28 protein-coding genes and 1 pseudogene are annotated in these 26,150 nt (G+C 70.0%); 12 read left to right on the top strand and 17 right to left on the bottom strand.

Annotated features, from left to right (window positions below):
* The first annotated feature begins 2 nt into the window (after window positions 1–2).
* Together TSO5_RS13305 and ptsP are read left to right on the top strand one after the other, a co-directional pair.
* Entirely contained in the window at window positions 3–305 is a 303-nt protein-coding gene (locus TSO5_RS13305; protein WP_109074983.1) for an HPr family phosphocarrier protein, read from the top strand.
* The gene (gene ptsP, locus TSO5_RS13300) at window positions 295–2,166 is read left to right on the top strand and encodes a phosphoenolpyruvate--protein phosphotransferase (protein ID WP_109152047.1); all 1,872 of its coding nucleotides are present in this window, start codon (window positions 295–297) and stop codon (window positions 2,164–2,166) included. Before TSO5_RS13305 ends, ptsP begins: the two co-directional genes overlap by 11 nt.
* Before the next feature lie 9 nt (window positions 2,167–2,175).
* Here ptsP and TSO5_RS13295 read toward each other — a convergent pair whose 3' ends face one another.
* Window positions 2,176–3,036: a cytochrome c gene (locus tag TSO5_RS13295; RefSeq protein ID WP_247870748.1), complete on the bottom strand. Its 861-nt coding sequence runs from the start codon at window positions 3,034–3,036 to the stop codon at window positions 2,176–2,178.
* A complete protein-coding gene (locus TSO5_RS13290) occupies window positions 3,033–3,917 on the bottom strand; it encodes a thermonuclease family protein (protein WP_247870747.1) in 885 nt (294 codons plus the stop codon). Before TSO5_RS13290 ends, TSO5_RS13295 begins: the two co-directional genes overlap by 4 nt.
* A gap of 52 nt (window positions 3,918–3,969) precedes the next feature.
* Here TSO5_RS13290 and TSO5_RS13285 point away from each other — a divergent pair, with 52 nt between their 5' ends.
* Window positions 3,970–5,445: a M48 family metalloprotease gene (locus tag TSO5_RS13285; protein ID WP_247870746.1), complete on the top strand. Its 1,476-nt coding sequence runs from the start codon at window positions 3,970–3,972 to the stop codon at window positions 5,443–5,445.
* Between the two features lie 106 nt (window positions 5,446–5,551).
* Complete coding sequence (locus TSO5_RS13280) at window positions 5,552–7,567, top strand: adenylate/guanylate cyclase domain-containing protein (RefSeq protein WP_109152045.1); 2,016 nt, start codon at window positions 5,552–5,554, stop codon at window positions 7,565–7,567.
* Between the two features lie 65 nt (window positions 7,568–7,632).
* On the opposite strand, the gene cobT is transcribed toward TSO5_RS13280, so the two are convergent.
* From cobT to TSO5_RS13265, 3 genes are all read right to left on the bottom strand, one after another.
* Complete coding sequence (gene cobT, locus TSO5_RS13275; protein WP_109152044.1) at window positions 7,633–9,504, bottom strand: cobaltochelatase subunit CobT; 1,872 nt, start codon at window positions 9,502–9,504, stop codon at window positions 7,633–7,635.
* Window positions 9,505–9,703: 199 nt separating this feature from the next.
* A complete protein-coding gene (cobS, locus tag TSO5_RS13270; protein WP_109074988.1) occupies window positions 9,704–10,708 on the bottom strand; it encodes a cobaltochelatase subunit CobS in 1,005 nt (334 codons plus the stop codon).
* Between the two features lie 74 nt (window positions 10,709–10,782).
* The gene (locus TSO5_RS13265; RefSeq protein WP_247870745.1) at window positions 10,783–11,427 is read right to left on the bottom strand and encodes a DnaJ domain-containing protein; all 645 of its coding nucleotides are present in this window, start codon (window positions 11,425–11,427) and stop codon (window positions 10,783–10,785) included.
* A 151-nt stretch (window positions 11,428–11,578) separates the two neighbouring features.
* Here TSO5_RS13265 and TSO5_RS13260 point away from each other — a divergent pair, with 151 nt between their 5' ends.
* Both TSO5_RS13260 and TSO5_RS13255 read left to right on the top strand, forming a co-directional pair.
* Entirely contained in the window at window positions 11,579–11,854 is a 276-nt protein-coding gene (locus tag TSO5_RS13260; RefSeq protein WP_109074990.1) for a BolA family protein, read from the top strand.
* Window positions 11,855–12,109: 255 nt separating this feature from the next.
* On the top strand, window positions 12,110–12,592 hold the full coding sequence (locus tag TSO5_RS13255; RefSeq protein WP_109074991.1) for a ribbon-helix-helix domain-containing protein: 483 nt from the start codon (window positions 12,110–12,112) through the stop codon (window positions 12,590–12,592).
* An 87-nt stretch (window positions 12,593–12,679) separates the two neighbouring features.
* On the opposite strand, the gene TSO5_RS13250 is transcribed toward TSO5_RS13255, so the two are convergent.
* From TSO5_RS13250 to TSO5_RS13230, 5 genes are all read right to left on the bottom strand, one after another.
* Window positions 12,680–13,297: a DUF2889 domain-containing protein gene (locus TSO5_RS13250; RefSeq protein ID WP_109152043.1), complete on the bottom strand. Its 618-nt coding sequence runs from the start codon at window positions 13,295–13,297 to the stop codon at window positions 12,680–12,682.
* Between the two features lie 120 nt (window positions 13,298–13,417).
* A complete protein-coding gene (locus tag TSO5_RS13245) occupies window positions 13,418–13,879 on the bottom strand; it encodes a CBS domain-containing protein (RefSeq protein ID WP_109152042.1) in 462 nt (153 codons plus the stop codon).
* A 166-nt stretch (window positions 13,880–14,045) separates the two neighbouring features.
* Complete coding sequence (locus tag TSO5_RS13240; protein WP_109152041.1) at window positions 14,046–14,534, bottom strand: SRPBCC family protein; 489 nt, start codon at window positions 14,532–14,534, stop codon at window positions 14,046–14,048.
* A gap of 118 nt (window positions 14,535–14,652) precedes the next feature.
* Entirely contained in the window at window positions 14,653–15,798 is a 1,146-nt protein-coding gene (gene aroB / locus TSO5_RS13235) for a 3-dehydroquinate synthase (protein ID WP_109152040.1), read from the bottom strand.
* 49 nt (window positions 15,799–15,847) lie between these two features.
* The gene (locus tag TSO5_RS13230; protein WP_247870744.1) at window positions 15,848–16,543 is read right to left on the bottom strand and encodes a shikimate kinase; all 696 of its coding nucleotides are present in this window, start codon (window positions 16,541–16,543) and stop codon (window positions 15,848–15,850) included.
* Window positions 16,544–16,884: 341 nt separating this feature from the next.
* Between TSO5_RS13230 and TSO5_RS32930 the strand changes: the two genes are divergently transcribed.
* The 3 genes from TSO5_RS32930 to TSO5_RS13215 are packed head-to-tail and all read left to right on the top strand — an operon-like array spanning window position 16,885 to window position 19,948.
* The gene (locus TSO5_RS32930; RefSeq protein ID WP_199230887.1) at window positions 16,885–17,025 is read left to right on the top strand and encodes a hypothetical protein; all 141 of its coding nucleotides are present in this window, start codon (window positions 16,885–16,887) and stop codon (window positions 17,023–17,025) included.
* Window positions 17,006–18,880, top strand: coding sequence for a hypothetical protein (locus TSO5_RS13220; protein ID WP_109152039.1), 1,875 nt, complete (start codon window positions 17,006–17,008; stop codon window positions 18,878–18,880). The genes TSO5_RS32930 and TSO5_RS13220 overlap by 20 nt, the downstream gene beginning before the upstream one ends.
* A 42-nt stretch (window positions 18,881–18,922) precedes the next feature.
* The gene (locus TSO5_RS13215) at window positions 18,923–19,948 is read left to right on the top strand and encodes a site-specific tyrosine recombinase XerD (protein ID WP_109152038.1); all 1,026 of its coding nucleotides are present in this window, start codon (window positions 18,923–18,925) and stop codon (window positions 19,946–19,948) included.
* 169 nt (window positions 19,949–20,117) lie between these two features.
* On the opposite strand, the gene TSO5_RS13210 is transcribed toward TSO5_RS13215, so the two are convergent.
* Together TSO5_RS13210 and TSO5_RS13205 are read right to left on the bottom strand one after the other, a co-directional pair.
* Entirely contained in the window at window positions 20,118–20,429 is a 312-nt protein-coding gene (locus TSO5_RS13210) for a polyhydroxyalkanoic acid system family protein (protein WP_109152037.1), read from the bottom strand.
* 113 nt (window positions 20,430–20,542) lie between these two features.
* A complete protein-coding gene (locus TSO5_RS13205; protein ID WP_109074376.1) occupies window positions 20,543–20,845 on the bottom strand; it encodes a 4a-hydroxytetrahydrobiopterin dehydratase in 303 nt (100 codons plus the stop codon).
* A gap of 141 nt (window positions 20,846–20,986) precedes the next feature.
* Here TSO5_RS13205 and TSO5_RS13200 point away from each other — a divergent pair, with 141 nt between their 5' ends.
* Window positions 20,987–21,337 carry a metallopeptidase family protein gene (locus TSO5_RS13200; RefSeq protein ID WP_083896940.1) on the top strand — a complete coding sequence of 117 codons (351 nt, stop codon included), beginning with the start codon at window positions 20,987–20,989 and terminating at the stop codon, window positions 21,335–21,337.
* A 25-nt stretch (window positions 21,338–21,362) separates the two neighbouring features.
* Here the strand turns inward: TSO5_RS13200 and TSO5_RS13195 are convergent, their stop codons facing one another.
* On the bottom strand, window positions 21,363–21,974 hold the full coding sequence (locus TSO5_RS13195; RefSeq protein ID WP_109152036.1) for a uracil-DNA glycosylase family protein: 612 nt from the start codon (window positions 21,972–21,974) through the stop codon (window positions 21,363–21,365).
* Complete coding sequence (locus TSO5_RS13190) at window positions 21,967–22,707, bottom strand: NAD-dependent deacylase (protein WP_109152035.1); 741 nt, start codon at window positions 22,705–22,707, stop codon at window positions 21,967–21,969. Before TSO5_RS13190 ends, TSO5_RS13195 begins: the two co-directional genes overlap by 8 nt.
* A gap of 166 nt (window positions 22,708–22,873) precedes the next feature.
* Here TSO5_RS13190 and TSO5_RS13185 point away from each other — a divergent pair, with 166 nt between their 5' ends.
* Both TSO5_RS13185 and TSO5_RS13180 read left to right on the top strand, forming a co-directional pair.
* Window positions 22,874–23,371, top strand: a complete 498-nt coding sequence (locus TSO5_RS13185) for a low molecular weight protein-tyrosine-phosphatase (RefSeq protein WP_109152034.1) — start codon at window positions 22,874–22,876, stop codon at window positions 23,369–23,371.
* A 69-nt stretch (window positions 23,372–23,440) separates the two neighbouring features.
* Window positions 23,441–24,637 (top strand): cyclic nucleotide-binding domain-containing protein, encoded by a 1,197-nt coding sequence (locus TSO5_RS13180; protein WP_109152033.1) that lies wholly within the window; start codon window positions 23,441–23,443, stop codon window positions 24,635–24,637.
* Between the two features lie 20 nt (window positions 24,638–24,657).
* On the opposite strand, the gene TSO5_RS13175 is transcribed toward TSO5_RS13180, so the two are convergent.
* The 3 genes and pseudogenes from TSO5_RS13175 to TSO5_RS33315 form a co-directional block, all read right to left on the bottom strand.
* A complete protein-coding gene (locus TSO5_RS13175; protein WP_247870743.1) occupies window positions 24,658–25,128 on the bottom strand; it encodes a DUF2000 domain-containing protein in 471 nt (156 codons plus the stop codon).
* A 44-nt stretch (window positions 25,129–25,172) separates the two neighbouring features.
* On the bottom strand, window positions 25,173–26,018 hold the full coding sequence (locus tag TSO5_RS13170; protein WP_109152032.1) for an AraC family transcriptional regulator: 846 nt from the start codon (window positions 26,016–26,018) through the stop codon (window positions 25,173–25,175).
* Between the two features lie 13 nt (window positions 26,019–26,031).
* Window positions 26,032–26,150, bottom strand: a pseudogene (locus TSO5_RS33315) (flagellar motor switch protein FliG); the annotation flags it as partial.

Below are 26,150 nucleotides of genomic sequence, written 5' to 3'. Positions count from 1 at the left end.
CGATGAGCCACCCCGACGACATGGCGCCGACCGACGGCGAGATCCGCCGCACCGCCACCATCACCAATCAGCGCGGCCTGCACGCGCGCGCCTCGGCCAAGTTCGTCAAGCTGGTCGCCACCTTCGATGCCGAGATCTCGGTGCGCCGCGGCGATTCCGTGGTGTCCGGCGAATCGATCATGGGGCTGATGATGCTGGCCGCCGGTCCGGGAACCTGCGTGGAACTGCGCGCCAGCGGCGCCCAGGCCGACGCGGCGATGGACGCCCTCCTGGACCTGATCAACCGCAAGTTCGATGAAGAGTGACCTGCCCCCCGCCGTTCCAGCCGCCATCCCCACCGGTGGCCCGGTGGCCGGCCCCGATCGCGGCGGTTCCGGCGGGACGCCCTCGCTCGAGTCCTGGAGCACGTCGGCCGGCGGTTCCGGGCGCGCCCTGCGCGGCCTCGGCGTGTCGCCCGGCATTGCCATCGGCCCGGCCCATGTGGTGGAAAGCGGCGCCGTCGCCATTCCGGAATACGTGATCGAGCCCGACGCGGTCGAGGCGGAGGTCGCCCGCTTCAACGAGGCGGCGACCAAGGCCCGCCGCCAGATCAAGAAGCTGAAGAGCAAGGCGCTGGTCCTGCCCGACTCGGCGTCGGAGGAGATCGGCTTCCTGCTGGACGCGCACCTGTCGATGGTCACCAACTCGCGCCTGACCCGCGGGGTGGAACATCGCATCAAGCAGGACCGCGTCAACGCCGAGGCCGCCATCCAGGCGGAAATCGCCGCCATCGCCGCCACCTTCGCCGGCATGGACGACGCCTATCTGGCCGGCCGCATCGACGACATCCGCGAGGTCGGGCGGCGGCTGACCCGCAACCTGATGAAGCAGGAATACCGGGCCTTCAGCACCCTGGCCCCCGGCAGCATCATCCTGGCGGAGGAACTGACCCCCGCCGATACCGCCCTGCTCGATCCCACCATCGTCGGCGGCTTCGCCACGGTGCTGGGCGGGGCGGAGGGGCACACGGCGATCCTCGCCCGCTCGCTCGGCCTGCCGGCGGTGCTGGGTGCGCCCGGCCTGCTCGCCGGCGTGCGCAACGGCGTGACGGTGATCGTCGACGGGCTGCAGGGTCGCGTTCTGATCGACCCGCCGGCCGACGTGCTGGACGACTACGGCGAACGCCGGGCCGCCCGCGAACGCGAGCGTCAGGGGCTGAAGAGCTTGCGCAAGCTGCCCGCCGTCACCCGCGACGGCACCGCGGTGACGCTGATGGCGAACCTGGAGCTGCCCCGCGACCTGGATCAGGCGCTGGAACATGGCGCCCAGGGCATCGGCCTGCTGCGGACCGAGTTCATGTTCATGAACCGCGACCATCTGCCCGATGAGGATGAGCAGTACAATGTGCTGCGCACCATGATCGAGGGGATGGGCGGTCGCACCGTCACCGCCCGCACCATGGATCTGGGCGGCGAGAAGCTGGCCGGCTGGATGGCCGGGCGCTATGGCGAGCCGGCCAACCCGGCGCTGGGCCTGCGCGCCATCCGGCTGGGCTTGCGCGAACCGAAGCTGCTGGAGACCCAGCTCGCCGCCATGCTGCGCGCTGGCGCCCATGGGCCGTTGCGCATCCTGCTGCCGATGATCGCCTCGGTCGCCGAGGTGCAGAAGGTGCGGGAGATGATGGGGCAGGTCGCCCGCCGTCTGCGTCGCCGCGGCGTCGCCATCGCCGATCCGCTGCCGCCGGTCGGGGTGATGGTGGAGGTGCCGGGCGCGGCGCTGGCGGCCGACGCGCTGGCCTATGCCGCCGATTTCTTCTCCATCGGCACCAACGATTTGACGCAGTACACGCTGGCCATCGACCGCGCCGACGAACAGGTCGCCACCCTCTACGACCCGCTGCATCCGGCCGTGCTGCGGCTGATCCAGTTCACGGTGGAGGCCGCCCTGCGCGCCCGCATCCCGGTGTCGGTCTGCGGCGAGATCGCCGGCGACCCGCGCTATTGCGCGCTGCTGCTGGGGTTGGGCGTGCGCGAGCTGTCGATGGCGCCGCTGTCGGTGCCGGCGGTGAAGAAGCGCATCCGCTCGCTCGACCTGATGGAGGCGAGCCGCCGCGCCCGCGTCATCATGGACCAGAGCGACAGCGGCCGCATCGCCACGCTGCTGGACGACTTCAACGCCATCCTGTAGCGCCCCCGCTTAAGGCGTCTTGCGTCCCGCCATGTGCCCCAGATAGGCGACGACGCGGTCCAGATCGGCATCGCTCAGCATCGCCGGATTGAAGCCCGGCATCTGCTGGTTGGGCCATGTCCGGACGGAGCGGGGATCGCGGACCAGCCTCTTCAGTCCGGCGGGGGTGAGATATTCGGTCGGGTTCATCGGCCGGTTCAGGTCCGGTCCCATCGTGGCGTTGCCGGCGCCGTTCAGGGTGTGGCAGGCCATGCATCGGGTGATGAACACCGCCTGACCGGCGCGGATCGGCGAGTCGGCGGCCAGCCCCGGCTCGACCGCCAGCTGCGGCCAGCGTCGCAACGGATCGTCCGAGGCGACGATGCGGGCCAGCTGATAAGGCCATTGTTCGCTGCGCACCCCCGACGCCTCCGGCCGCACCCACACCAGATAGAAGGGACCGGCGGACACCTCCTTGCCCGGCAGGTTGGGCCAGGGCCGGTCGGCCGGCTCCACCGCCAGGAAGGCGACGGCTCCGTCGGGGCCGGTGCGCAGGCACAGCTCCGGCGGCAGCTGCGCGGTGAAGCCGTCCGACGCCACCCCTTCCAGCACGGTGCCGGGCGGGAAATCATCGATGCCGATCAGGCTGGCGAGCGGGACGGCGCGATAGCGCATCGGCCGGCCATAGGAAATGTCGGCGGGAATATCGACGGTCACCGCGTCGGGCCGGGCCAGCAGGGCGTCGCGGTCGAAAACCCGCTCGGCCTCGGCGATGGCGATGGTCAGCGTCGGCCCGCCGGCCAGCGCTCCATGCAGCGGCAAGGCGGCAAGCAGAAGAAACAAGGCGGCGAGCAGGCGCCCGCCCATACGCGCAATCGACGGCTTCATCATTCCGGGTCGTCCTCCGCTTCGTCCTCATCCCATGGGTCGTCCCAAGGGTCTTCACCGTCCGGCTTGGTGCTTCGCAGGGCGGCGGAGGCCGGTTCCCGCTCCAGCCGTTCGATCTGCTCGGGGTGGGTGATCTCGATCATCGGCCCATTGCGCAGCGTGATCCAGCCGCGCACGCGCACCCGCCGCCCCTCGTAGGACAGCGGGTCGATGCCGACGCGGGTGACCTCGCGCATCGCGGCGCGGCCGATATGGACGGTGACATCGTTGCGCCAGTCGGCGCCGAAATCCAGCCAGGTCTCGCCGCCGCCCTTGGACACCGCCAGCACCACCCCCTCCACCAGCTGGAAGCTGTCGCGGTCGCGGGTAAGCTCGTCCGCGTCGTCGGCCTCGCGCACGGCATAGACCCGGCTGCGCCACAGACCGCGTCCGGCATTGCGCGCGGCATCCTCGCCGGCCAGCATCTCCGCCGCATAGGCGCGGGCGTCGGGTCGGGTGTGGACCCGCGCCATTCCGCGGACCAGCAGCGCCGATTGCAGCCACAGGCCATCCTCCCGCACCAGATGGGCGAGCAGCCGGCCATGGCGGTCGACCGGCGCCGGCCCATGCAGCAGGACGCGGTGGTCCAGCGCCAGATCGCTCAGCGCCCTGGTCGCCGCCTCCGCTAGCGGCCAGGCGCGCCCGTCGGCCGGATTGGCGCTTCGCGGCGGCTTGGCCGCCTCGATCCCCGCCAGCCGGACCCGTCGGCCGTCCTCCAGCTCCAGCGTGTCGCCGTCCAGAACGGCGGTGACCCGCAACGGCTCCGCAGAAGCGACACCGGCCAGAAGCAGTCCGCACAGCAGCAGGAAGGCCAAGCGCACAAGCGGAAGCGGGACATGTCGCATCGGGAATTCCGTCGTTGCGGAACATCCGCCGTCGGGCGGGGTTCTGACCGGTATGCCGACCCACGTCTCCTTCCGCAAGCCGTTCCGCAAGCTGGCGCCAGCGCTGGCCGCGCTCTGGCTGGCCGCCACCCCCGTCCTGGTCCCGACCGCCCAGGCCGGGCTGCTCGACAACGTCCTGTCCGGCGGCGACGAGGCGGCGCTCGGCGCGCAGGAGCATCCGAAGATCCTGGCCCAGTTCGGCGGGGCGGTGAAGGATGCGAAGCTGCAGGGCTATATCGACCAGCTCGGCCGCAAGCTCGCCGCCACCACCGCGCTGGCGCGCGAGCCCTGGACCTTCACCGTGCTGGACAGCGACGTGGCCAACGCCTTCGCCCTGCCCGGCGGCTATGTCTACGTCACCCGCGGCCTGCTGGCGCTGGCGGAGGACGAGGCGGAGGTGGCCGGGGTGCTGTCGCACGAGATCGGCCATGTCACCGCCCACCATTCGGCGCAGCGCCAGACCCGGCAGACCATCGCCGGCATTCTCGCCGCCGGGGTCGGGATGGTGTTCGGCAACGACACGCTGGCGCAACTGGCCGGGCTGGGCGGCACCGCCGTGGTCGCCAGCTATTCCCGCGAGCAGGAGCTGGAGGCCGACCAGCTCGGCGTCGAGACCCTGCGGCGGACCGGCTACGACCCCTTCGCCATGGCGACCTTCCTGGAGACGCTGCGCCGCGACAGCCAGTATGAGGGGCTGCGCGCCGGCAACAAGGGCGAGGGCGGCTTCGACTTCTTCGCCAGCCATCCGGCGACCGAGGACCGCATTCGCCGCGCCGCCGACCTCGCCCGCAAGATGCCGCAGGGCGGCGCCCGCCCACGCGATCCTTACCTGGCGGCGGTCGACGGTATGATCTATGGCGATAGCCCGGAGAACGGCTATGTCCGCGGCCGGACCTTCGCCCACCCGCAGCTGGGGATCGCCTTCACCGTGCCGCAGGGCTATGCGCTGCTGAACGGCGCCGATCAGGTGGTCGCCAAGGGGCGGAACGGCACCGCCATGGCCTTCGACGGCGGATCGGCCGCCGGCGTCTCCGACCCGGTCGCCTTCCTGACCGGCGTCTGGGGCAAGGGGGCCAACCTGTCCAACGTCCAGCGCATCACCATCGGCGGGATGCCGGCGGCGACCGCCACCACGCGAGGCGAGTCCAACGGCGACAGCGCCGACATCCGGCTGGTGGCGATCCGCGCGCCGGACGGAAAGATGTACCGCTTCACCTTTCTGGCGCCGGCGGGTGCGCTAGCTCGTTTCGATGCCGATTTCCAGGCGGCGGCCAACAGCTTCCACCGCCTGACCGCGGAGGAGGCCGCCCGCTACCGCCCCCGTCGCGTCCAGGTGACGACGGTGCGGCCCGGCGACAGCGTCGACGCCTTCGTCCGCCGCATGCCGCAGGAACCTTACGCCGAGGAATTGTTCCGGATCATCAACGACCTGCCGCCCGGAACGCCCCTGCAGCCCGGCCACCGGGTGAAGGTGATTGTTGGTGAGTAGGCAGCGAATAAAGCTTTTCCCAGCGTGAACGTGGCCGCATGAAATCCGCGTAAGGATACAGCCCGGCGGGTTGCCGCCGGGCGGGCAGGCGGGTAGGCTGCCGCGCATGTCCGACACCCCGTCAGCACGCGCCCCGATCGCACCGGCCGTTCCGGCCAAGGCTGCGAAGCCGGCGCAGCCGCCGAAGCCCGCCGGGCGTCGGCGGCTGCGGCTGCCCATTGCTGCGGTGCTGGTTGCTGGGTTCGGCTCCCTGATGCTGGCGGCGGTCGCCAGCGTGCTCGTCCTGGGTTTGGTCAGCGCCACCACCAACACCTTCGCCCTGCTGAACGACAAGGCCGATCTGGCGCTGGCCGGGGTGGAGGTGCGGGTCCGCCACCAACTCGACCCCGCGCGGGAGATGGCGCGCTTCGTTGCCGGGCTGGTGGAGCGCGGCGACCTGCGCGCCGCCGACACCACGGCGATGATCGACACGCTGCGCGGTGCGCTGGCCGGCGCGCCGGACGTCACCGGCCTTGCCTTCATCCGCCCCGACCTGACCGGGGTCCGCGTCGGCCGGCTGAACGGCGAACTGATGGCCGAGCCCTTCGACATGCAGGGCGAAAGCGACATCCCGCCGGAGGTTCTGGACGGTCCCAACCGCAGCGCCGCCAGTTGGGCCGACCCGCGCTGGCTGAAGGAGGCGCAGAACAGCTTCGTCACCCTCTATCAGCCGGTGCGGCGCGACGGCCGCTATCTGGGGCAGGTGGCGGTCGGCGTCTCGTTGGGCGACCTGTCGCGCTTCCTGCAGGTCCTGTATGTGGAACAGGGGCTGAACGCCTTCGTGCTGTACGACCACAGCCATGTACTGGCCCATCCGGCGCTGGTCGGCCGGACCTTCGATTTCTCTGGCAAGCTCGACGGTCCGCCGCTGCCGCGCATCGATCAGGTCGATGATCCGGCGCTGGCGGCGCTGTGGTCCAGCGGCGTGCCGGTCCAGTCGCTGAAGAAGCGGGTGGAGGGGCGCAGCGTGCGCGTTCTCGGCAGCGACTACACATTTCTGACCCGCAAGATGGCGGGGTACGGCCAGCAGGACTGGATCATCGGCATCGGCTATCGCGATGGCGAGATGGGGGTGGAGATCCGCCGGCTCTATGTCACCGGCGCCGTGGGTTTCGCCATCCTGCTGGTGTCGGTCGGAGTGGCGCTGCTGGTCGGGCGGCGGATCAGCCGGCAGGTGGCTCGGCTGGCCGAGGCCGCCGACCGCGTCCGCGCCTTCGAATTCCGCGCCATCCCCGACCTGCCGGACTCCCGCCTGCGCGAGATGGCGCGCGCCGCCGCCGCCTTCAACGCCATGATCGCCGGCCTGCGCTGGTTCGAGACCTATGTGCCGAAGGCGCTGGTCCTGCGCCTGATGCGCCAGCGCGAGACCGAGGGCGGGCTCGATTCCGTGCAGCGCGAAGTGACGGTGATGTTCACCGACATCCGTGGCTTCTCGCGCATGGCCGAGCATATGGCCGCTGCCGATACCGCCGCCCTGCTGAACGAGCATTTCACCCTGCTGGCCGCCTGCATCGAGGCGGAGGGCGGCACGGTGGACAAGTTCATCGGCGATTCCCTGATGGCCTTCTGGGGCGCGCCGGAGGCGCAGGAGGACCACGCCGTCCGCGCGCTGCGCGCCGCGCTGGCGATCCACCACGCCATCCGTGCCGACAACCGCCGCCGCGTCGCCGCCGGCCGGGCGCCGATCCATGTCCGCGTCGGGCTGCACAGCGGCCCGGTGGTGGTGGGCAACATCGGTTCCGACAGCCGGATCAACTACACCATCGTCGGCGACACCGTGAACGTCGCCGCCCGCATCGAGGAATTGTCGGCCGCCCTTCAGGGCGACGCCGAGGTCATCGTGCTGACCAGCGGCGTCACCGCCGCCAAGGGCAAGGACGCCGTCCCGCTGGTCCGCCAGGGCGGCCGGTCGCTGCGCGGCCGCACCGGCATGACCGAACTCTGGCGTCTGGTGCTGGAGGAGGAGAAGAAGGCGGCACCGTCGGCGGCGGGGGAGAAGGCGACGCCATCTCTCTCCCTTCCCTCCCCTCCCAATGCGGGAGAAGGCGCGAAGCCGGCGTTCGTAGGTAAGGATACACCCTGATCCGGGTCGGCATTTCCAGCTAAGTCACTGAAAAACCTGGAAATGCCCCTGCCCGCTTCCTTACCTCAACGCCAGCCGCGACGGCCACCGCGGCGGTCGTCCTCGTCGAACAGTTCGGCCAGCTTGTTCATCATCGTGCCGCCCAGCTGCTCCGCATCGACGATGGTCACGGCGCGGCGGTAGTAGCGGGTGACGTCGTGGCCGATGCCGATCGCCACCAGCTCCACCGGCGAGCGGGTCTCGATCTGCTCGATGGTCTGGCGCAGGTGGCGTTCCAGATAGTTGCCGGCATTCACCGACAGGGTCGAATCGTCCACCGGCGCGCCGTCGGAGATCACCATCAGGATGCGGCGCTGTTCCGGCCGGCCGAGCAGCCGGTTGTGCGCCCATTGCAGCGCCTCGCCGTCGATGTTCTCCTTCAGGATGCCTTCGCGCAGCATCAACCCCAGATTCTTGCGGGCGCGGCGCCACGGCATGTCTGCGGCCTTGTAGACGATGTGGCGCAGGTCGTTCAGGCGGCCGGGATGCGCCGGCTTGCCGGCGGCGACCCAGGCCTCGCGCGCCTGTCCGCCCTTCCAGGCGCGGGTGGTGAAGCCCAGCACCTCCACCTTCACCGCGCAGCGTTCCAGCGTGCGGGCGAGGATGTCGGCGCTCATCGCGGCGATGGAGATCGGCCGGCCGCGCATCGAGCCGGAATTGTCGATCAGCAGCGACACCACCGTGTCGCGGAAATCCATCTCCTTCTCCGCCTTGAAGGAGAGCGGCAGAACCGGGTTGGCGACGACGCGGGCCAGACGGGCGGCGTCGAGGATGCCCTCCTCCAGGTCGAAGTTCCACGACCGCTGCTGCTTGGCCATCAGCCGGCGCTGCAGCCGGTTCGCCAGCTTGGAGATCACGCCCTGCAGATGCTGGAGCTGCTGGTCCAGCAGGTGGCGCAGACGCTCCAGCTCCGCCGGGTCGCAGAGGTCGGCGGCATCCACCACCTCGTCATATTGGGTGGTGAAGGCCTTGTAGGCGTTGGGGTCGGGCTCGTTGCGGCGGTTGAGGTCGTTGCGCCAGGGCTGGCCGGGGCCGGCGGGCTCTTCCGCCCCCTCGCCCTCGCCCATCTCCATGTCGCCTTCCTCGCCGGCGCCTTCCTCGGCGCTTTCACCGGCCTCCGACGAATCCTGCATGTCCGACGATGCCATGGATTCGGAGTCGGACTGGTCCTCGTCCTGGCCGCGGGTCTGGCCGTGCTCCGGCGATTCGTCATTCTCGGAGGATTGGGTCTGCTGATCCTCCTCCTCTTCCTGGTCGGCTTCCTGCCCGACTTCCATGTCGAGGTCGGCCAGCAGGCGGCGGACGGCCTTGGCGTAGGCTTCCTGGTCGCCGGCATAGTTGGCCAGCCCCTTCATGTCCTTGCCCAGCCGCTCCTCGATCCAGGGGCGCCAGAGGTCGACGGCATGGGCGGCGGCGGGCGGCGGCGGCGCACCGGTCATCGCCTCGCGCGCCATCAGCCGCAACGCTTCGGACAGCGGCACCTGCCCGCGATCCTCGACACGGTCGAGGCCCTGGCGGGCGTAGCGGTCTTCCAGCGCCGCTTCCAGGTTATGGGCGACACCGGCCATGTCGCGGCTGCCCAACGCTTCGCAGCGCGCCTGCTCCAACGCGTCGTAGGCCTGGCGCGCGGCATCGCCCAGCGGCATGCGGTGGGCATGAACGGAGGAATCGTGATAGCGCAGCCGCAGCGCCACGGCATCGGCCGCCCCGCGCAGCTTGGCGACCTCGACCGGGTTCAGATCGCGCGCCGGCAGCGGCACCCGCACCCGCTGGCCCGACAAGCCCGGCGGATCGGACGAAAAGCCCACCTGCACCTCCGCCCGCCGGGACATGGCGCGCACCGTGGCGGTGGTGGACCGCTTGAAGGCCTCGACGGGGGTGTCGTTCTGGGTGGTCATCGCGGGGGCGTCTTCGTTCTAGGGAGAGTTACGGCGCGGTGGGCAGGATTGGCACGGAGCAGGGCATGGCTTTTACGGACATGCCGGGACGTGAACCGCTGATTAAGCTCCTGCCCCGAAATGCCGTCCGTCCCGATCCGTGTGAATCCTTGCGTGCTGCGCCCCGACTTCACCGAAGATCAGGGCACAGCACGGACACTCACACGAGGTTCGCCTGGACCCCCGTCTCCGGCAGTTCGACGCCGAAGCAGCGCTGGTAGTATTCGGCAACCGTCGGCCGCTCCACCTCGTCGCACTTGTTGAGGAAGGTGATGCGGAAGGCGAAGGCGACGTCGTTGAAGATGCGCGCGTTCTCGGCCCAGGTGATGACCGTGCGCGGGCTCATGACGGTGGAGATGTCGCCGTTGATGAAGCCGGCGCGGGTCAGGTCGGCCAGACGGACCATCGACGCCACCGTGTCGCGGCCCTTGGCGTCGTCATAGGACGCGACCTTGGCCTGGACGATCTTCACCTCGGCATCCACCGGCAGGTAGTTCAGCGTCGCCACGATGTTCCAGCGGTCCATCTGGCCCTGGTTGATCTGCTGCGTGCCGTGATACAGGCCGGTGGTGTCGCCGAGACCGACGGTGTTCGCGGTGGCGAACAGGCGGAAGGCCGGGTGCGGACGGATGACGCGGTTCTGGTCGAGCAGCGTCAGCTTGCCTTCCACCTCCAGCACGCGCTGGATCACGAACATCACGTCGGGGCGGCCGGCGTCATATTCGTCGAACACCAGGGCGCAGGCATGCTGCAGCGCCCAGGGCAGGATGCCCTCGCGGTATTCGGTGACCTGCACGCCGTCGCGCAGCACGATGGCGTCCTTGCCCATCAGGTCGATGCGGCTGATGTGGCTGTCCAGGTTGACGCGGATGCAGGGCCAGTTCAGCCGCGCCGCCACCTGTTCGATGTGGGTCGACTTGCCGGTGCCGTGATAGCCCTGGACCATGACGCGGCGGTTGTAGGCAAAGCCGGCGAGGATGGCCAGCGTCGTGTCCCGGTCGAACCGGTAGGCGCTGTCGAGGTCGGGGACATGCTCCGAGCGCTGGCTGAAGGCCGGCACCTGCATGTCGCTGTCGATGCCGAAGACCTCGCGCACCGAGACGGTGGTGTCGGGCGTGTGGTCGAACAGGGCCGAGCTGGCCTGGGTCGCTCCTTGGGAAGCCATGGGTGGTTTCTTACGTTCCAGCGAGTGTCGGTTGTCCGGCGGCCGCGGGATCGACCCGGCCCGCCAACGGGGTTTCAGGCAGCATAACAGGCTTTCAGCGTATTGTAGGCCTGATTGATTTCTTTCAGGCGTTCTTCCGCAGCCTTGTCGCCGCCGTTGGCATCGGGATGATGCTTTTTCGCAAGCTCCCGATAGCGTGCCTTGATGCGTGTGAAGTCCACGGGCGGCGTCAATTCCAGGACCGCCAGCGCCTTTTCCTCGTCGGTGCGGGCGTGGTGGCGCCGGTGCGCCTTTTCCTCATCCTTCGTCTTGCCGGCCTCGTGGCCGAATTCGAAACTGAAGCCGTTGACCACGCGCTCGCGGATGAAGCGTTCCTGCGTCGCCCATTTGCCGAGCGGCCAGCTCGGCCGCTGCCAGGTGGTGTCGCGCCGCACCTCCGCCTCGATCTGGTCGGTCGACATGCCGGCGTAATAGTCCCAGGCGCGGTTGTATTCCCGGACATGGTCCAGACAGAACCACCAGTACTCGTTGAGACTGCTGCGGCTTTTCGGCGCACGGTATTCGCCGGCGGCGACGCACTCGGGGTGGTCGCACACACGGGTGGCCGCACGCGGAGCGGCATAGCTGTCGTAACTGGAGCGGGTGCGGTTCCTGGTCATCGGCCAAGTATGGGAAGAGCCGATGCCTCTGGCAAGCGCGCCGAATCGGGCTTCCGTCATCCGCAATCCGCGGGGCGTTGCGCTTGACAGGCGCTTGACAGAAGCGGGGCTCGCACCCTCTCCTGGCTGTCGGCGCGGCCTTCGGGAATCGCTTCCCAGGCGCCGCCCGTCCCACGCATTCCCGACCAGTGCCCAGACATCAGGACCCGCCATGGAATACGCCACCCGCATCCGCGAAAAGCTGACCGCCGGACTGGCTCCGGACCGGCTCGAGGTCGTCGACGACAGCGCCCGCCATGCCGGCCATGCCGGGGCGGACGCCGCCGGGGAAACCCATTTCCACGTCACCGTCGTCTCCGCCGCCTTCGCCGGCAAGTCGCGGGTGGAGCGCCAGCGGATGATCTACACCCTGCTGGCCGACGAACTGCGCGAGCGGGTGCATGCGCTGGGCCTGACCACCTACGCCCCCGGCGAAGCCGGGGCCTGACCGGACCAACGGATCAGGCGCCGTCACCGATCGACCGTTCGCACGCTCCAAATAATGGGCGGGTGGACGCCGGAAATAGCATACATATGGATGCAACCAAGAGTCGATTTTAGGAAATCATATAAGAATGGAAGACGCTAGCGTGGTTGCAATTCCCGCCACGTTTAGTAAAGTGCGATATATGCAACCATTTATCGCGCCGTGGCGGACACAAACTTCGCATGTCCGCCGGCGGCTTCGTGGAAGGGGCTGCGGATGGCGAAGCGTGGGCCGAAGAAGAAGCGGGTGAACACTCCCCAGACGGGGGTGGAACCGTTGAGGAGCCAGAACATCATGATCGGCGGGCACCGCACGAGCATGCGGCTGGAGCCGTCGATGTGGGATGCTCTGGAGGACATCGGCCGTCGGGAAGGTCTGACCGTCAACCGTCTCTGCACCCAGATCAAGGAGCGGATCGAAGAGCAGGCGCGCCGCCGGGGCATCAACCCGGAGGATGCGGATGTCACCCTGACGTCCGCGGTGCGGGTCTTCATCGCCTCCTATTACCGCCGGGCCTGTACCGAGGACGGCCATCAGCGCGCCGGACACGGCGGCAGCGATCCGTTCGTCGGCACGCCGTTCGACCTGCCGCCGTCCGACGAGGCCGAAGGCGTCAAGGCCGCGGTCGCCGTCGGCGGCAATTTCCCGTCACCCGGTCCGGCCCTGACCGGTTCCACCCAATCCCATTTGGACGCCTGAGCGAGACCGGTTCGGCACCCGCCCGGCGGATTTGCCAAGCGGATTTCCGCAACGGATTTGCCCAGCGGATTTCCTGGAGTCCGCAGCCTATTCCGCCGCCTCTTCACGGGCGTCTTCGTTTTCCCCGCCGGTGTAGTGCGCAGGCCAGTGCTTGCGCACCACCTCCCCGTTGCTGTCGAAGATGTGGCACATGTTCAGCAGGACCGGCCGCTTGCCATCGTCCTGGGCCGGCTTGCCGGCTGCCTTGGCGCGTTCCGCCGCCTCGCGCGCCAGGATCGGGTAGACGGTTTGGAAGGCAGTGGTCGCCAGCGGCCCCAGCAACTCCACCAGATGGGTGCAGCCCTTCGCCCCGCCCAGCCGCTCCTTCACCGCGCGGGTCCAGCCCGGCCCGACGCGCAGGCCGACCAACTGCTGGAAGCGCGGCGTGATGCTGCCGCAGGCCTTGTAGGGGCTGTGTTCGGTCACCGCCTCCACCGCTTGGACGGTCAGCTTGTCGTCCACGGTCAGGCGCATCCACATCTGGTGGATCGGCGTTCCCGGCTCCAGATGTCCGCGCTCGTCCGTGTGGAAGCCGTAGCTCTTGACGTCGGTCAGGTGGCCTTCGATGTCCCACAGCCCATCGGCGCGCCGGAAGCCCTGGCAGGTGACGCGGCGGGTGTGGATCGGCTCGCGCGCGGCGGGGGCGGACAGCGAGGGCGCGGACATCGGGCGTTCCAGTTCAGCAGTGAGGATGACTCACCCTCGACTATCGGTGGGGCCGGGCGCCCGGTCAACCCGACCCCGCCGCAACGCAGCGTTACCTATAGGTCAGCCCCCGGCTCGCGCTCAGCCGAGGGTGGCCTCCGCCGAATAGCCGCTGCCGAACATGTAAGCCTCGCGGCTGCGCAGTTCGTCCTCCAGATGGGTGCGCACCACGGCGAACAGGTCGCGGATCGACACCATGCCGACGACCTCGCCGCCCACCGCGATGGGCAGGTGGCGGTAATGGTGCCGCTCCATCAGTTCCAGCGCCGCCAGAGCGGTGGCCGACGGCTCCAGCGTGTCCGGATCGGCGGTCATCACCGCGGACAGCCGGGTGGTGTCGGGGTCGAGTCCGGCCGCGACCACGCGGGCGGTCATGTCGCGCTCGGTGACGATGCCCTTCAGCGTGCGCCCTTCGGTGACCAGCACCGCGGCGATGCGCTTTTCGGCCATCAGCGTGGCGGCATCGCGCACGGTGGCGCCCGGCGGCAGGCAGGACAGCTCCTGGTTCTTGATGACGTCAGGCATCAGTCGGCGTGTCGGCATGTGTCCCGTCTCCCTCGTGATTGCAGGTTTTGTGGACGAACGATGCACTCGACCGCGATTTCGCAGCGCGGTATACCGATCCTGTCAGCTTGATGCACGAATAGTCAATAGAACCGATTGCTGGGAACTTACCTCATATCGCGGTATGTCTTTGCCGCCGGCGCGGTTATTGGGCGGATTCCAACCGCTTGCGCAGCCCGTCGAAGCCGCTGGTATAGATGCCGGCGATCGCCTTGCGGGCTTCGGCGTCGGAGGCGCCCTTGGCCTCGAAGTGCGAGGACCAGGTGATGCGGGTGGTGTGGGCGTCCACCGCGCTCAGCCGGATGGTGGAGTTGTAGTTCTTCACCGGCAGCGGTCCGCTCAGCAGCGTGTAGCGCATCCGGTGCTTGGCGGCGGACAGGCCGGTCAGCCGTTCCTGAATGGCGCCGCCGCCCTTCAGCGCAAGGTCACGTTCCTGCCTTTTCCCGGTCTTGCGAAGATTGCAGCTCTCCACTGCCGGATGCCAGTCGCCGATGGCGCAGAAGGGGCCGATCTGTTTCCACACCTGCTCGATCGGCGCCTTGATCGTCGCCTGCTCGCGCACCTCCAGCGCCATGGCCGGCGCCGCCGCCAGCAGCAGGACCGCAACGGCCGACATGCCCATCATTGCCTTCATCACCCATCCTCCCCGGTTCCGCCGCGGCGGAATGGCCGCGGTCTTGTCGGGGGAGTATGAGCGGGCAACCGTCGGCGCGGCTATTGTGCGAAAGGCGGATTGTCCGTGATATAGCGGATCAGGCGGGCCGGACCGACTCGTCCAGCACGGCGCGGACGGCGGCGGCATCGACGTCGCGGCGGGTGAAGGCGTTGCCGATGCGATCGGCCAGGATGAAGGTGATGCGGCCGTCCTGCACCTTCTTGTCCTTGGCCATCGACTTCACCAGCCCATCGACGTCCCAGGCGACGCCGGGGATGTCGGCCGGGCGCACCGGCAGGCCGACCTCGGCCAGATGGGCGCGGGCGCGCCGGGCGTCCTCGGCCGGGCACAGTCCCAGCCGGACCGACAGGTCGAAGGCCAGCACCATGCCGATCGCCACCGCCTCGCCATGCAGCAGGGTCTGGCCGAAGCCGGTCGCCGCCTCCAGCGCATGGCCGAAGGTGTGGCCCAGGTTCAGCAGCGCACGGTCACCGCTCTCCCGCTCGTCGACGCCGACGATGTCGGCCTTGGCGCGGCAGCTGACCGTCACCGCATGGCGCCGGGCGTCGCTGTCGCCGTCGACCACGCGCCGGCCGTTCCGCTCCAGCCATGCGAAGAAGTCGGGCTGGCGGATCAGGCCGTATTTCACCACCTCGGCATAGCCGGCCAGCACCTCGCGCCGGGGCAGGGTGTCCAGCGTGGCGGTATCGGCGATGACCAGCCGCGGCTGGTGGAAGGCGCCGATCAGGTTCTTGCCGTGGCGGCTGTTGATGCCGGTCTTGCCGCCGACCGAACTGTCGACCTGGGACAGCAGAGTCGTCGGCACCTGGATGAAGTCGATGCCGCGCAGCGCCGACGCAGCGGCGAAGCCGGTGATGTCGCCGATCACCCCGCCGCCCAGCGCCAGCAGGACGGTCGACCGCTCGATGCCGCGGCCCAGGATGTCGTCCATCAGCTGCTGGAAATGGGCGAAGTCCTTGGTCTTCTCGCCGGCCGGCAGGACGATGGCCGGCTGCGGCGCGATCCCCGCCCGCTGCATCGCGGCGTTCAGCGTGTCCAGATGCAGCGGCGCCACGTTGGCGTCGGTCACCACGATGGGCGCCCGGCCGCGGGTGACGGCGGCGATGCGCTCGCCGGCATTGGCCAGCACGCCGTCGCCGACCAGGATGTCGTAGCTGCGGGCGCCCAGCTCCAGGCGGACGGTGTCGGGTGCGGCCGGGGTGGTGGCGGAGACGGAAGTCATCGGGGCAGTCCGCGAAGCTGGTGGGTCGGGAAGGGGGCGGAGAAGAGGATCAGGAGGCGTCTGTCTTGGGAGCGTCGGTCTTGGGGGTGTCGCTCTTGCCGGGCCGTGCGCCGCGCGGCGCACGGTGGGGAAGCTGGACGCCGAAATGCGCCTCCAGCGCGTCGATCACCAGTTCCACCGTCACGTCGGGCGGACGTTCGTCGCTGACCACGGTCAGGTCGGCCTCGGCATAGATGGGATAGCGCTGTTCCATCAGCCGGCCCAGGATGGCGCGCGGGTCACCCTGGTTCAGGATGGGGCGGTGGGTGCGCCGGGCGGTGCGGGCGACCAGCACGTCCAGTTCGGCGCGCAGCCAGACCGACACGCCATGCTCGCGGATGGCGGCGCGGGTCTCCGGGTCCATGAAGGCGCCGCCGCCGGTTGCCAGGATATGCACCGGCTCGTCCTTCACCAGACGGCTGATGATGCGGCGTTCGACGGAGCGGAAGACCGGCTCGCCGTCGCGGGCGAAGATTTCGGCGATGGTGCAGCCGGCCGCCGCCTCGATCTCGGTGTCGGCGTCGCGGAAGGGCAGGTGCAGGCGCGTCGCCAGCCGGCGCCCGATGGCGCTCTTGCCGGCCCCCATCAGCCCGACCAGCACCACGGTGCGCGGCAGCAGCGGCTCCGCATCCTCCGCCGCACCCGTGCCCGGACCTGTTCCCGGACCTTGGGCCGTCATCGCCTTGCGCAGTCCCATCACATCCATCCGATCCGCCACCCGTACCCTTCGATGCCAGCAGGCCCATTTCCCCGGCCCATATTCTCGCCGGCCGTCACACCGCTGAAACAGACAACACTCATACCCGCCGAAAGCTGGCCGGCACAAGCGCTCCGGCCCTGCCCGGTGATCGGGTGGACAGGCTGAGGACGGCCCGGGGACGGGTTGCGCCGCGGTCCGACCTGTGGCTACACTGCGCCGCTTCCCGGCCCCCGGCCGGGGCCGCGGATGCTTTAGCAGAAAAGCCATTGCTTGTCCCAAGCCCTGCGGACGCAGGGCGTGGTAGCTCCGCTCCTCCGTTTTTTCCGACACAACACGTCCCTGGTGCCATGAGCCGGTTTCTCTCGATCCTCTTCGTCCTGCTGTTGCTGGTGATCGCCGGTGGCGTGGTGTTCCTTGCCTCGTGGGATCTGCCGGCTCCGTCGAAAACGGTGGAGAAGGTTCTGCCGGATGAGCGCTTCCCGCGCTGAACCCCGACCATCGGCCGGGGGCGTCCCCCGGGTCGCGGTTCCGCTGCTGGCCGGGCTGCTGGCGGCCGGCTGGGTCGTGGCCGCCGCTGCCCAGGCCCTCGGCCCGCCGATCCGGCTGACGCCCGACGTGGCGGTCCCAGCACCCGCTCCGCCCCCCGCTCCGGCGGTCGTGCCGGCCTATCCGCCCACGGTGACCCCGCCGCCCGCCGTCTCCCCAGTGGTGGCGCGGCCGGCGCCCGTCGCGAGCGAGTCGTTGGGTGCGCCCGACCCGGACGGGGCCGGCACCCTCAGCGGCATGCGGGGGTTGGGCGGCGACCCCTGGCGCGGCATCGGCCGGGCGGAGCTTCTGCCCCTGATCGCCGCGCTTCCGGTCGATACTCCGTCCCCCACCGTCAAGGCGCTGGAACGCCGGCTGCTGTTGAGCGCGGGCTCCCCCGCCGTCGCGACCGGGGAGGCGCCGCCGCCCCGCCGTTTCGGCGCCCTGCGCATCGAGAAGCTGGCACGGCTCGGCGACCCTGCCGGGGCGGCCGAGCTGGCCGACCTGCTTCCGGCGGTGCTGGCGGCGGACGAACCGGCGGCCAGGGCACTGTCCGATGCGGAGCTGGTGCGCGGCGGCCTGGACTGCACGCGGGCGCTGGCCCGCGGCAGGAGCTTCACCTCCGCCTATTGGAGCAGGCTGGCCCTGTTCTGCCGCGCCCGCGTCGGCGATCAGGCCGGCACCGACGAGGCGCTGGCCACGCTGCGTGGCGCCGGCCGGCGGTCCGACCCGTTCCTGATGGTTGCCGAGGCGCTGGCCGGCGCCGCGTCGCCGCCGGCCCGGATGCTGTCCCTGCAGGGCGACGGCGATGGGCTGGCGTTGCTGCTCGCCGCCATGCGAACCGCGCGGATCGGCGTGCCACCCGACCGGCTGCCGTTGGACAACCCGCCGGCGCTGGCCGCCATCGCCACCAACCCCTCCACCGATCCCGCCACCCGCGCCGCCGCCGGCGAGCGGGCAGCGGCGGCACTGTTCCTCGACGCCCGCCAGCTGCTGGACCTCTATGCCCAGGTGCCGGCGGTAGGGGACGAGCTGCTGCGGGTGCGCGACATCGCCCAGCGCGACCGCAGCGCCCGCACCCGCGCCCTGGTCCATCAGGCGATGGCGGCGGCGATGGACGGGAGGCGGCGCGTCGCGCTGGCCGCTTTGGCGGTGGAACTGGTCGATCCGCGCCTGCGCGTCGGGCCGGTCGGCAATGCCGCGGCGGGGCTGCTCGACAGCGTGTCGCCGAGCGGCGACGCTGCGGCGCTGGCACCGGCGGCGGCCCGGCTCTATTACGCGCTCGGCCGACTCGATCAGGCGCGGCGATGGCAGGATCTGGCGCTGCGCAGCGGGCGGAGCACCGACACCGCCTGGCTGTGGCCGCTGTCCGTGGTCGCCACCGGGCGCGGTGCCGAGGATCCGCGCGCGCTGACCGCATGGCTGGACGAGGCGCTGCGCGGCGCCGACGGCCTTGCCCGCAACCGCATCGCCGGCCAGTTGGCGCTTCTCCAGGCCACCGGAGTCGCCATCCCGGATGACGCTTGGATGAAGGCCACCGACGGCGCCGGTCCGCCCAGCGGCAGCGATGCCGGCGTCGATCCGGCGCTGTGGCAGCGGCTGGGCGACGCCGCGGCCGGTGGGCGCATCGGCGAGACGGTGGCCGTCGCCCTGCTGCTGATGGGGGAGGCCGGACCCGCCGCCCTGCCGCCGGTCGTCACCGCCCGCGTGGCGGCCAACCTGAAGGCGGTCGGGCTGGAGCCGGACGCCCGCGCGCTGGTCCGCGAGGCGATGGCCGCAATCGCCGGCCCGTCCGTGCCCACCTCGACCGCCGACTGACCTCATGACCGGGGAACCCATCACAACCATGACGCCGACACCATGACCGGCAGCAAGCCCCCCACCAAGGTGACCGGCAAACCCGGTGCCAAACGCCGCGGCCGGCCGTGCAAGCCGCGCACGCTCGCCACCTCCCCGCATCTGGACGCCTTCCTCGACATGCTGACGGCGGAGCGCGGGGCGGCGGTGAACACGCGGCTGGCCTACGAGCGCGACCTCGCCGACCTCGGCCGCTGGCTGGCCCAGCGCAGCGTGGCGCTGGAGGCGGCGGGGACCGAGGATCTGCGTGCCTATCTGGCGGTGCAGAGCAAGGACGGCGCGCCGCGCACCGTGGCGCGGCGGCTGTCGGCGATGCGGCAGTTCTACCGCTTCCTGCTGTCGGAAGGCCGGCGGGTGGACGATCCCGCCTCGCCGCTCGACAGCCCCAAGCAGGGCCGCCCGCTGCCCAAGATCCTGACGGAGGCGGAGGTCGGCGCCATGCTGTCCACCGCCGAGGCCCGCGGCGGGCCGGAGGGGCTGCGGCTGGTGGCGCTGCTGGAGGTGCTCTACGCCACCGGCCTGCGCGTGTCGGAACTGGTCGGCCTGCCGATGACCGCGATCATGCGCGACGGCCGCGGCCTGCTGGTGCGCGGCAAGGGCGGCAAGGAGCGGATGGTGCCGCTGTCCGACCCGGCGCTGGCGGCGCTGGCCGGCTACATTCCGTTCCGCGGGCACTTCATCCCGCCGGCCGCTGGTGCGGACGCCGGGCACAGCCCTTTCTTGTTCCCGTCACGCAGCTCCGGCGAAGGGCACCTGACGCGCCAGCGCTTCGCCCAGTTGTTGAAGCAACTCGCCATCGACTCCGGGATCGACCCGGAGAAGGTCAGCCCGCATGTGCTGCGCCACGCCTTCGCCACTCACCTGCTGGACCATGGCGCCGACCTGCGCTCCGTTCAGAAGATGCTGGGCCATGCCGACATCGCGACGACGCAGATCTATACGCACGTGGTGACGGAACGGCTGAAGAAGGTCATGCATGACCACCACCCACTGGCGCGCCGCAAGGTGGAGGAGCCGTCGGAGGGGTAGGGGAGGTAAGGATGGGGGTAGGTGCGGGCTTCGATTGCCCCTCCTAACCTCCCCCGCTTCGCAGGGGAGGGACTGCCGCCGCCTTACCCAACAAGTACTTATCCCCTCCCCCGCCCAGCGGGGGAGGGTTAGGGTGGGGGCAATCGAAGCCGACACACCCACACAACCCTTACTTCTTCTCCAGCATCAGCGTGCCCTGGCGGGCCACCTTGTTCTTGATCTTGTCGGCCAGAAGCGCCAGCGCCCAGGGCAGCTGCACCTCCATCTCGACGCTGTCCTCCAGCACGTCGATGTGGCCGGCGATGGTCTGGGCCAGCGCCACGACGCGGAAGTGCAGGCGGTCTTCGGTCCAGCTGTCGTCGACGCTGGCCGCCACGGCGCTCAGGCGCGCCCGCACCTCGCCCATGCCGTCGACCAGCCGGCGCTTGGCCTCCGCCCGGCCGAGCGAGTGGGGGATGGACAGGGTCAGGGGTTTCGGCATGGTCGGCGGCTCCGCGCTGCACGGGTCGGGTGTCCCGCCAGCGGTGTGCCGACGGGACAAGGGTAACAGCAGGGGCGGGCGTTTGCTCCCGCTATCCCCTTGAGCCGGCCGCCTCAGCGGTCGTGCAGCGGCGCCATCTGGTCCAGGCGGTGGGCGAAGTCGATATCGGCCTGGGTCACAGCATCGGCGCTGCGGGTGTAGAGGATCACCTCTACCCGGCCGACGTCGTTGAACCATTCGGGATGGTGGCCGGTCTTCTCGGCCAGCAGGGCGACCTGGGTCATGAAGCCCCAGGCGGCAGGGAAGTCGGCGAAATGGTAGGTCTTGCGGATGGCGTCGCGCTCCAACACCTCCGCCCAGCCGTGCAGTTCCTTCAGCGCCGTCTGGCGGGGCGCACCGACAAGGCGATCGGACATGATGACCTCCCTTTCCTCAGTCTCTCTTTTGCCGCCCGCAGCTTCTTGGCGAACGGGCGGCGGTTCGCTACCTTCTGCGGCATGATACGGAAACCTTCAGGTCCCCATACGGTTCCGCCCACGGTCGAAGACCTGGAGCGCATGGCCGAAGAGGCGCTCGACACCATCCCGGCGGAGCTGCTCGCCCCGGTCGGGAACCTCGTCATCCATGTCGAGGATTTTCCCGATGAGGATACCGAGCGGGAGATGGAGCTGGAAAGCCCATTCGACCTGTTGGGGCTCTATCGGGGCGTGGATCTGACGCGGCAAAGCGTCGCCGACCTGCGCGGCGGGCCGGACATGATCTTCCTCTATCGCCGCCCGATCCTGGATTACTGGTGCGAGACGGGGGAGGAGCTGCCCGCCATCGTCCGCCATGTCCTGATCCACGAGATCGGCCACCATTTCGGCTTCTCCGACGAGGACATGGAGCGGATCGAGACCATGGAATAGAGCGGGGGAGTAGGGCAGGGGCCGTTCAGTCGCCCATCGCGTCGGCCACCCGGCGGCGCAGGGCCGGCACCAGTTCCTCCTCGAACCAGGGGTTCCGGTTCAGCCAGGCGGTGTTGCGCCAGCTCGGATGCGGCAGCGGCATGAAGGCCGGGCCGTACTCCCGCCAGCTCGCCACCGTCTCCGTCATCGTCGCCTTGCGCCGCTCGCCCAGGTAATGTGCCTGGGCATACTGCCCGACCAGCAGGGTCAGCCGCACGCCCGACAGCGCGTCGAGCAGCGGCGGGTGCCACAAGGGCGCGCATTCGGGCCTTGGCGGGTAATCGCCGCCCTTCGGCATCGTTCCGGGATAGCACAGCCCCATCGGCACCACGGCGATGCGGGCTTCGTCGTAGAAGGCGGCGCGGTCCATCGCCAGCCACTTGCGCAGCCGGTCGCCGGAGGCGTCGTCCCACGGGATGCCGCTGGCATGCACCCGCGCGCCGGGCGCCTGCCCGACGATCAGCAGGCGGGCGGTCGGGCTGCCGCGCACCACCGGGCGGCAGCCATGGGGCAGCACCCCCGCACACAGCGTGCAGGCGCGCACCCTCGCGAACAGGCGGTCGAGGCTTGAGCCGCCTTCAACGCTCTCATCAGACAAGCGTCAGCAAATCCTGGACGAAGGCCGGCACCACCTGGGTCGCCGCACCGTGGATCGAGCTGTGGAAATAGGAAGCGCCCTCCGAGGGTTCCAGGTTCAGCTCGACGGTATAGGCGCCGGCAGACCGTGCCTCCGCGACGAACCCGGCGGCGGGATAGACATGGCCGGAGGTGCCGATCGACACGAACAGGTCGCATTCCTCCAGTGCCCGCTGGATGCGCTCCATCTGATAGGGCATCTCGCCGAACCACACCACGTCCGGCCGCATGCCGCCCTTGCGCCCGCAGGTCAGGCAATGGTCGTGCACCGACAGGTCGCCCTGCACCTCCGTCACCGTGCGGCAATGCAGGCAGAAGGCCTTCAGCAGCTCGCCATGCATGTGCAGCGGCGCACTGGACCCGCCGCGCTCGTGCAGGTCGTCGATGTTCTGCGTCACCAGCAGGACCTCGCCCTTCCAGCGCCGCTCCAGTTCCGCCAGCGCCCGGTGCGCGGCGTTGGGCTGCACCGCCGGATCGGCAAGGCCGCGTCGGCGGTCGTTGTAGAAGCGGTGAACCAGATCGGGGTTGCGCGCAAAGCCCTCCGGCGTCGCCACATCCTCCAGATCGACCTGGCTCCAGATGCCGCCGGCGCAGCGGAAGGTGTCCAGCCCCGACTCCTTGGAAATCCCGGCCCCGGTCAGGATGACGATCGAGTCGGTGGGACGCAGGCGATTGGTCAGCGCGGGTGAGGGCATGGGATCCCCTTGGTATTTGGCGATCGGAGTCACGCTTCAAATCGAGTCCGATTTTACGCGATCCGATCTAACGGTTCGGAAACCGGTCACGTGGAAAACTGCTGCGGCGTACGCTCGTCGCGTCCGGAAGTAAAGCCGCTGAAAAGAAAGAAGGGGGATACCGCAGGTGGTCAAGGTCCTGTTCGTCTGCACGGGCAACATCTGCCGCTCGCCCACCGCCGAGGGGGTGTTCCGCCATCTGGCCGACCGCGACGGTCTCGGCCGTCCTGTGATCGCCGACTCCGCCGGCACCCACAGCTATCACGTCGGCGAGCCGCCCGACCCGCGCACGCAGCGTGCGGCGCTGGCCCGCGGCGTCGACCTGTCCTCCTTGCGCGCCCGCAAGGTGGTGGCGGCCGACTTCACCCGCTTCGACCATATCCTGGCGATGGACCACGGCCATCTGGCCCAACTGCGCCGCATCGCCCCGGCGGGCGCCACCGCGGCGCTCCGCCTGTTCCTGGACGACGCGCCCGGGCTGGAGGGGCGGGAGGTGCCCGATCCCTATTACGGCGGTCCCGACGGGTTCGAAGAGGTGCTGGACCTGTGCGAGGCCGGATCGCGCGGCCTGCTGGACCGCCTGTCGCGGGAAAGCAGGTTTCCGATTCGCGAAAGCATCGGTTAACGTCTCCCCGTTCCCCGGCCGCTTGGTCTATGCTGCCGGGACGAAGCCCTTTCGGAGCATCCCTCAGCCATGACCAGCGCAGCCACCGGCATCACCACGCCCGGCGGGATCCTCGACGGCATCGTCCTGTTCGAGGCCTTCTCGCCGGAGGAGCGCGCCGCCGTGGCATCGCGCGGGCGGGTGTTCGACGCCCCGGCCGGCACGGTGCTGATGCGCGAGGGTGACGTCGCCAGCTCGCTCTACGTCCTGCTCGACGGCACGGTGCGGGTGGTGCGCAATGACCCCTTCGGCGGTCAGGTGGAGGTCGGCTTCCGCCGCGCCGGCGACTGTTTCGGCGAGATGGCGCTGATCGACGGCGGCGCCCGCTCCGCCTCCGTCATCGCCGCCACGCCGGTGACGGTGTTCGAGCTGGAACGCGACCTGTTCCTGGCGCTGATCTCCCCCTCGCCCGACCTGCTGGCGAAGCTGCTGCGCGAACTCAGCCGGATGATCCGCGAGGTGTCGGAACGGGTGGTGCGCGAGGATCTGGAACGCCGCGCCCGCATCGCCGAATCAGCTCTGGCCCGTCAGCGCGCCATCACCCAGGCGGTGACCGGGCTCGCGCATGAGCTGAACACGCCGCTCGGCGTCTGCGTCACCGCCGCCAGCCACCTGCAGGATCTGGCCCGGCCCGGCACCGGCCCGCTGTCGTCCGAGGAACTGCGGGAACCGGCAGCATTGCTCGACGCCAACCTTGCCCGTGCGGTGGAGCTGGTGGAGGCGTTTTCCGCCATCGCCGCCTGCCAGAACTCCGAACCGCTGGAGGCGCTGGAGCTGCGCCGCATGGCGGAGGACGCGGCGGCCCTGTTCGCCGTCCAGCATCCCGACCTGCCGCTGGTCATCCGGGTCGCGCCGGGGCCGGCTTGCCCCTGGATCGGCTGTGCCGCGCATCTGGACCGGGTGCTGCACCACCTGTTCGCCAACGCCGCCGCCCATGGCTATGGCGGCGGTTCGGGCGAGGTCGAGGTGACGATCCGGCCGGCGACGCTGGACGCGGTCCCGGCCTGGAGCCTGACCGTCCGCGACCGCGGCGCCGGCATTCCGGCCAGCAATCTGCCGACCCTGACCGACGCCTTCTTCACCACCGCCCGCGGCCGCGGCCACAAGGGGCTGGGGCTGGCGGTGGTGTTCAACACGGTGACCGGGCCCCTCGGCGGCCGGCTCGTCATCGACAGCATGCCGGGTGACGGCACCACCGTGACGATCACCGTGCCGCAGGAGCTGTGACGGGCAGGAGGGAGAACCTCTCACCCGTGCAGGGTCAGGCCCTTGACCGTCTTGTCGACCGCCTTCTTCGGCCCGCGCAGGGCCAGCCCGACCAGATCGGGGGCGTTCGGATCCTCGGCCTGGAAAGCCGCGCGGTTGGCGGCGTCGTGGCCGGTGGCGAACATCGCCGCGACATAGGGCACCAGTATCAGCCCCCGATCCAGTGCGGCATTGCGGACGGCCTGCAACTGATCGGTGTCGGCGGCGAAGATCAGCATCGGCTGGCCCAGCATCCGGCCATAGCGGCGGCCGGCGCCGTCGACATACTCCTCGCCCAGCGCGTCCGGCGCCGCGGCGGCGATCCCGGTGGCGAGAAAGGCGGCGACGTTCAGCTTCTGCCACACCGCCAGGTCGGCGCGGATGACCAGCGCGACCTTGGTGTCGAAGCGGACGGGTGCATCGGCGGACATGGTTTCGTTCGTCGGGCTGTTGGGCATCAGACTATCGGGCATGGTGGTTGTCTCCTTTGCCCAACCAGATGCCGGATGATCGCGCCTCAGTCTGGAACGTTCGTGCACAGATCGCGATAGGCGGCCGGCGTCAGGCCATAGGCGCGGCGGAACCAGCGGCCGAGATGGCTCTGGTCGGCGAACCCCACCTCCGCAGCGACCAGGGCCGGCGCTTCGCCGTCCGCCAGCCGGCGCCGGGCGGCGCGCAGGCGCAGCCGGACCAGATAGGCGTGCGGCGACAGGCCGAAGGCGGCGCGGAAGGCGCGGTTCAGCCGGAAACGGTCGACGCCGGCGGCCGCCGCCAGCTCGTCCAGCCCGACATCCTCGGCCATCCGCGCATGGAGCAGGTCGCGCACCAGGGCTGCGGCGCGATCGGGACGCAGCGGCCGGCGCTCCTCCGGCAGTTCCAGATGGCCGGCCAGCCTCGCCGCCAGCCGGTCCACCGACAGGTCGCGGGCCAGCCGCCCCTCGCGCTGGTGCAGGGCCAGGAAGGCGGAGCGGATCGTCGCCGCAAGGCCGGGATCGTCGGCCAGCGTGTCGCGGAAGCCCAGCGGCATGCCGCCACCCCGCGGCATCAGGCTGCGCAGCGCCTCGCTGCGGGCGGACAGCAGCGGCACCGGCAGATAGAGCATGGCATAGGTGAAGCCCTCTTCCCCCGGACTGTGGCCGTCATGGGCTTCGCCGGGTTCGATCAGGATGACGCGGCCGGGGACGCTGGTGTGCAGCCGCCGCCGGCAGCGGAAGGCCTGCACCCCCTGCTCGGTGACGCCGACCAGCAGTTCGTCATGGTCGTGCAGGTCATAGGCATGGCCGCGGAAATGGGCGCGGATGGTTTCGATGCCGGTCTCCGCATCGCGGCGCACCGCCACCCAGTCGTCCTTTCCGCCGGGCACTCCGTCCTCCCGATCAGTAGATTAGTTCGTTCTCGCCGCCGCCCTCGGAGATGACCAGTTCGCCGCGGGCGGCAAGGTCCTTCGCCAACTGGACCATGTACATCTGCGCCTCGTCCACGTCGCGGACGCGCA

The organism is Azospirillum sp. TSO5 (assembly GCF_003116065.1).
GTDB lineage: Bacteria > Pseudomonadota > Alphaproteobacteria > Azospirillales > Azospirillaceae > Azospirillum.
Note: the sequence above shows the minus strand (reverse complement) of the source record. Positions and strands in the feature narration are given on the sequence as shown.

Excerpts from the sequence above, each read along its gene's own strand:
- TSO5_RS13245 (WP_109152042.1), bottom strand. The coding sequence starts at position 13,879 with ATGCCGACACGCCGACTGATGCCTGACGTCATCAAGAACCAGGAGCTG.
- TSO5_RS13280 (WP_109152045.1), top strand. The coding sequence starts at position 5,552 with ATGTCCGACACCCCGTCAGCACGCGCCCCGATCGCACCGGCCGTTCCG.
- TSO5_RS13180 (WP_109152033.1), top strand. The coding sequence starts at position 23,441 with ATGACCAGCGCAGCCACCGGCATCACCACGCCCGGCGGGATCCTCGAC.
- TSO5_RS13200 (WP_083896940.1), top strand. The coding sequence starts at position 20,987 with ATGGCCGAAGAGGCGCTCGACACCATCCCGGCGGAGCTGCTCGCCCCG.
- ptsP (WP_109152047.1), top strand. The coding sequence starts at position 295 with ATGAAGAGTGACCTGCCCCCCGCCGTTCCAGCCGCCATCCCCACCGGT.
- TSO5_RS13265 (WP_247870745.1), bottom strand. The coding sequence starts at position 11,427 with ATGACGGAAGCCCGATTCGGCGCGCTTGCCAGAGGCATCGGCTCTTCC.
- TSO5_RS13175 (WP_247870743.1), bottom strand. The coding sequence starts at position 25,128 with ATGCCCGATAGTCTGATGCCCAACAGCCCGACGAACGAAACCATGTCC.
- TSO5_RS13295 (WP_247870748.1), bottom strand. The coding sequence starts at position 3,036 with ATGATGAAGCCGTCGATTGCGCGTATGGGCGGGCGCCTGCTCGCCGCC.
- cobS (WP_109074988.1), bottom strand. The coding sequence starts at position 10,708 with ATGGCTTCCCAAGGAGCGACCCAGGCCAGCTCGGCCCTGTTCGACCAC.
- TSO5_RS13215 (WP_109152038.1), top strand. The coding sequence starts at position 18,923 with ATGACCGGCAGCAAGCCCCCCACCAAGGTGACCGGCAAACCCGGTGCC.
- TSO5_RS13205 (WP_109074376.1), bottom strand. The coding sequence starts at position 20,845 with ATGTCCGATCGCCTTGTCGGTGCGCCCCGCCAGACGGCGCTGAAGGAA.
- TSO5_RS13305 (WP_109074983.1), top strand. The coding sequence starts at position 3 with ATGAGCCACCCCGACGACATGGCGCCGACCGACGGCGAGATCCGCCGC.
- TSO5_RS13230 (WP_247870744.1), bottom strand. The coding sequence starts at position 16,543 with ATGGATGTGATGGGACTGCGCAAGGCGATGACGGCCCAAGGTCCGGGA.
- cobT (WP_109152044.1), bottom strand. The coding sequence starts at position 9,504 with ATGACCACCCAGAACGACACCCCCGTCGAGGCCTTCAAGCGGTCCACC.
- TSO5_RS13255 (WP_109074991.1), top strand. The coding sequence starts at position 12,110 with ATGGCGAAGCGTGGGCCGAAGAAGAAGCGGGTGAACACTCCCCAGACG.
- TSO5_RS13220 (WP_109152039.1), top strand. The coding sequence starts at position 17,006 with ATGAGCGCTTCCCGCGCTGAACCCCGACCATCGGCCGGGGGCGTCCCC.
- TSO5_RS13240 (WP_109152041.1), bottom strand. The coding sequence starts at position 14,534 with ATGAAGGCAATGATGGGCATGTCGGCCGTTGCGGTCCTGCTGCTGGCG.
- TSO5_RS13290 (WP_247870747.1), bottom strand. The coding sequence starts at position 3,917 with ATGCGACATGTCCCGCTTCCGCTTGTGCGCTTGGCCTTCCTGCTGCTG.
- TSO5_RS13210 (WP_109152037.1), bottom strand. The coding sequence starts at position 20,429 with ATGCCGAAACCCCTGACCCTGTCCATCCCCCACTCGCTCGGCCGGGCG.
- TSO5_RS13260 (WP_109074990.1), top strand. The coding sequence starts at position 11,579 with ATGGAATACGCCACCCGCATCCGCGAAAAGCTGACCGCCGGACTGGCT.
- TSO5_RS13285 (WP_247870746.1), top strand. The coding sequence starts at position 3,970 with ATGCCGACCCACGTCTCCTTCCGCAAGCCGTTCCGCAAGCTGGCGCCA.
- TSO5_RS32930 (WP_199230887.1), top strand. The coding sequence starts at position 16,885 with ATGAGCCGGTTTCTCTCGATCCTCTTCGTCCTGCTGTTGCTGGTGATC.
- TSO5_RS13250 (WP_109152043.1), bottom strand. The coding sequence starts at position 13,297 with ATGTCCGCGCCCTCGCTGTCCGCCCCCGCCGCGCGCGAGCCGATCCAC.
- aroB (WP_109152040.1), bottom strand. The coding sequence starts at position 15,798 with ATGACTTCCGTCTCCGCCACCACCCCGGCCGCACCCGACACCGTCCGC.
- TSO5_RS13190 (WP_109152035.1), bottom strand. The coding sequence starts at position 22,707 with ATGCCCTCACCCGCGCTGACCAATCGCCTGCGTCCCACCGACTCGATC.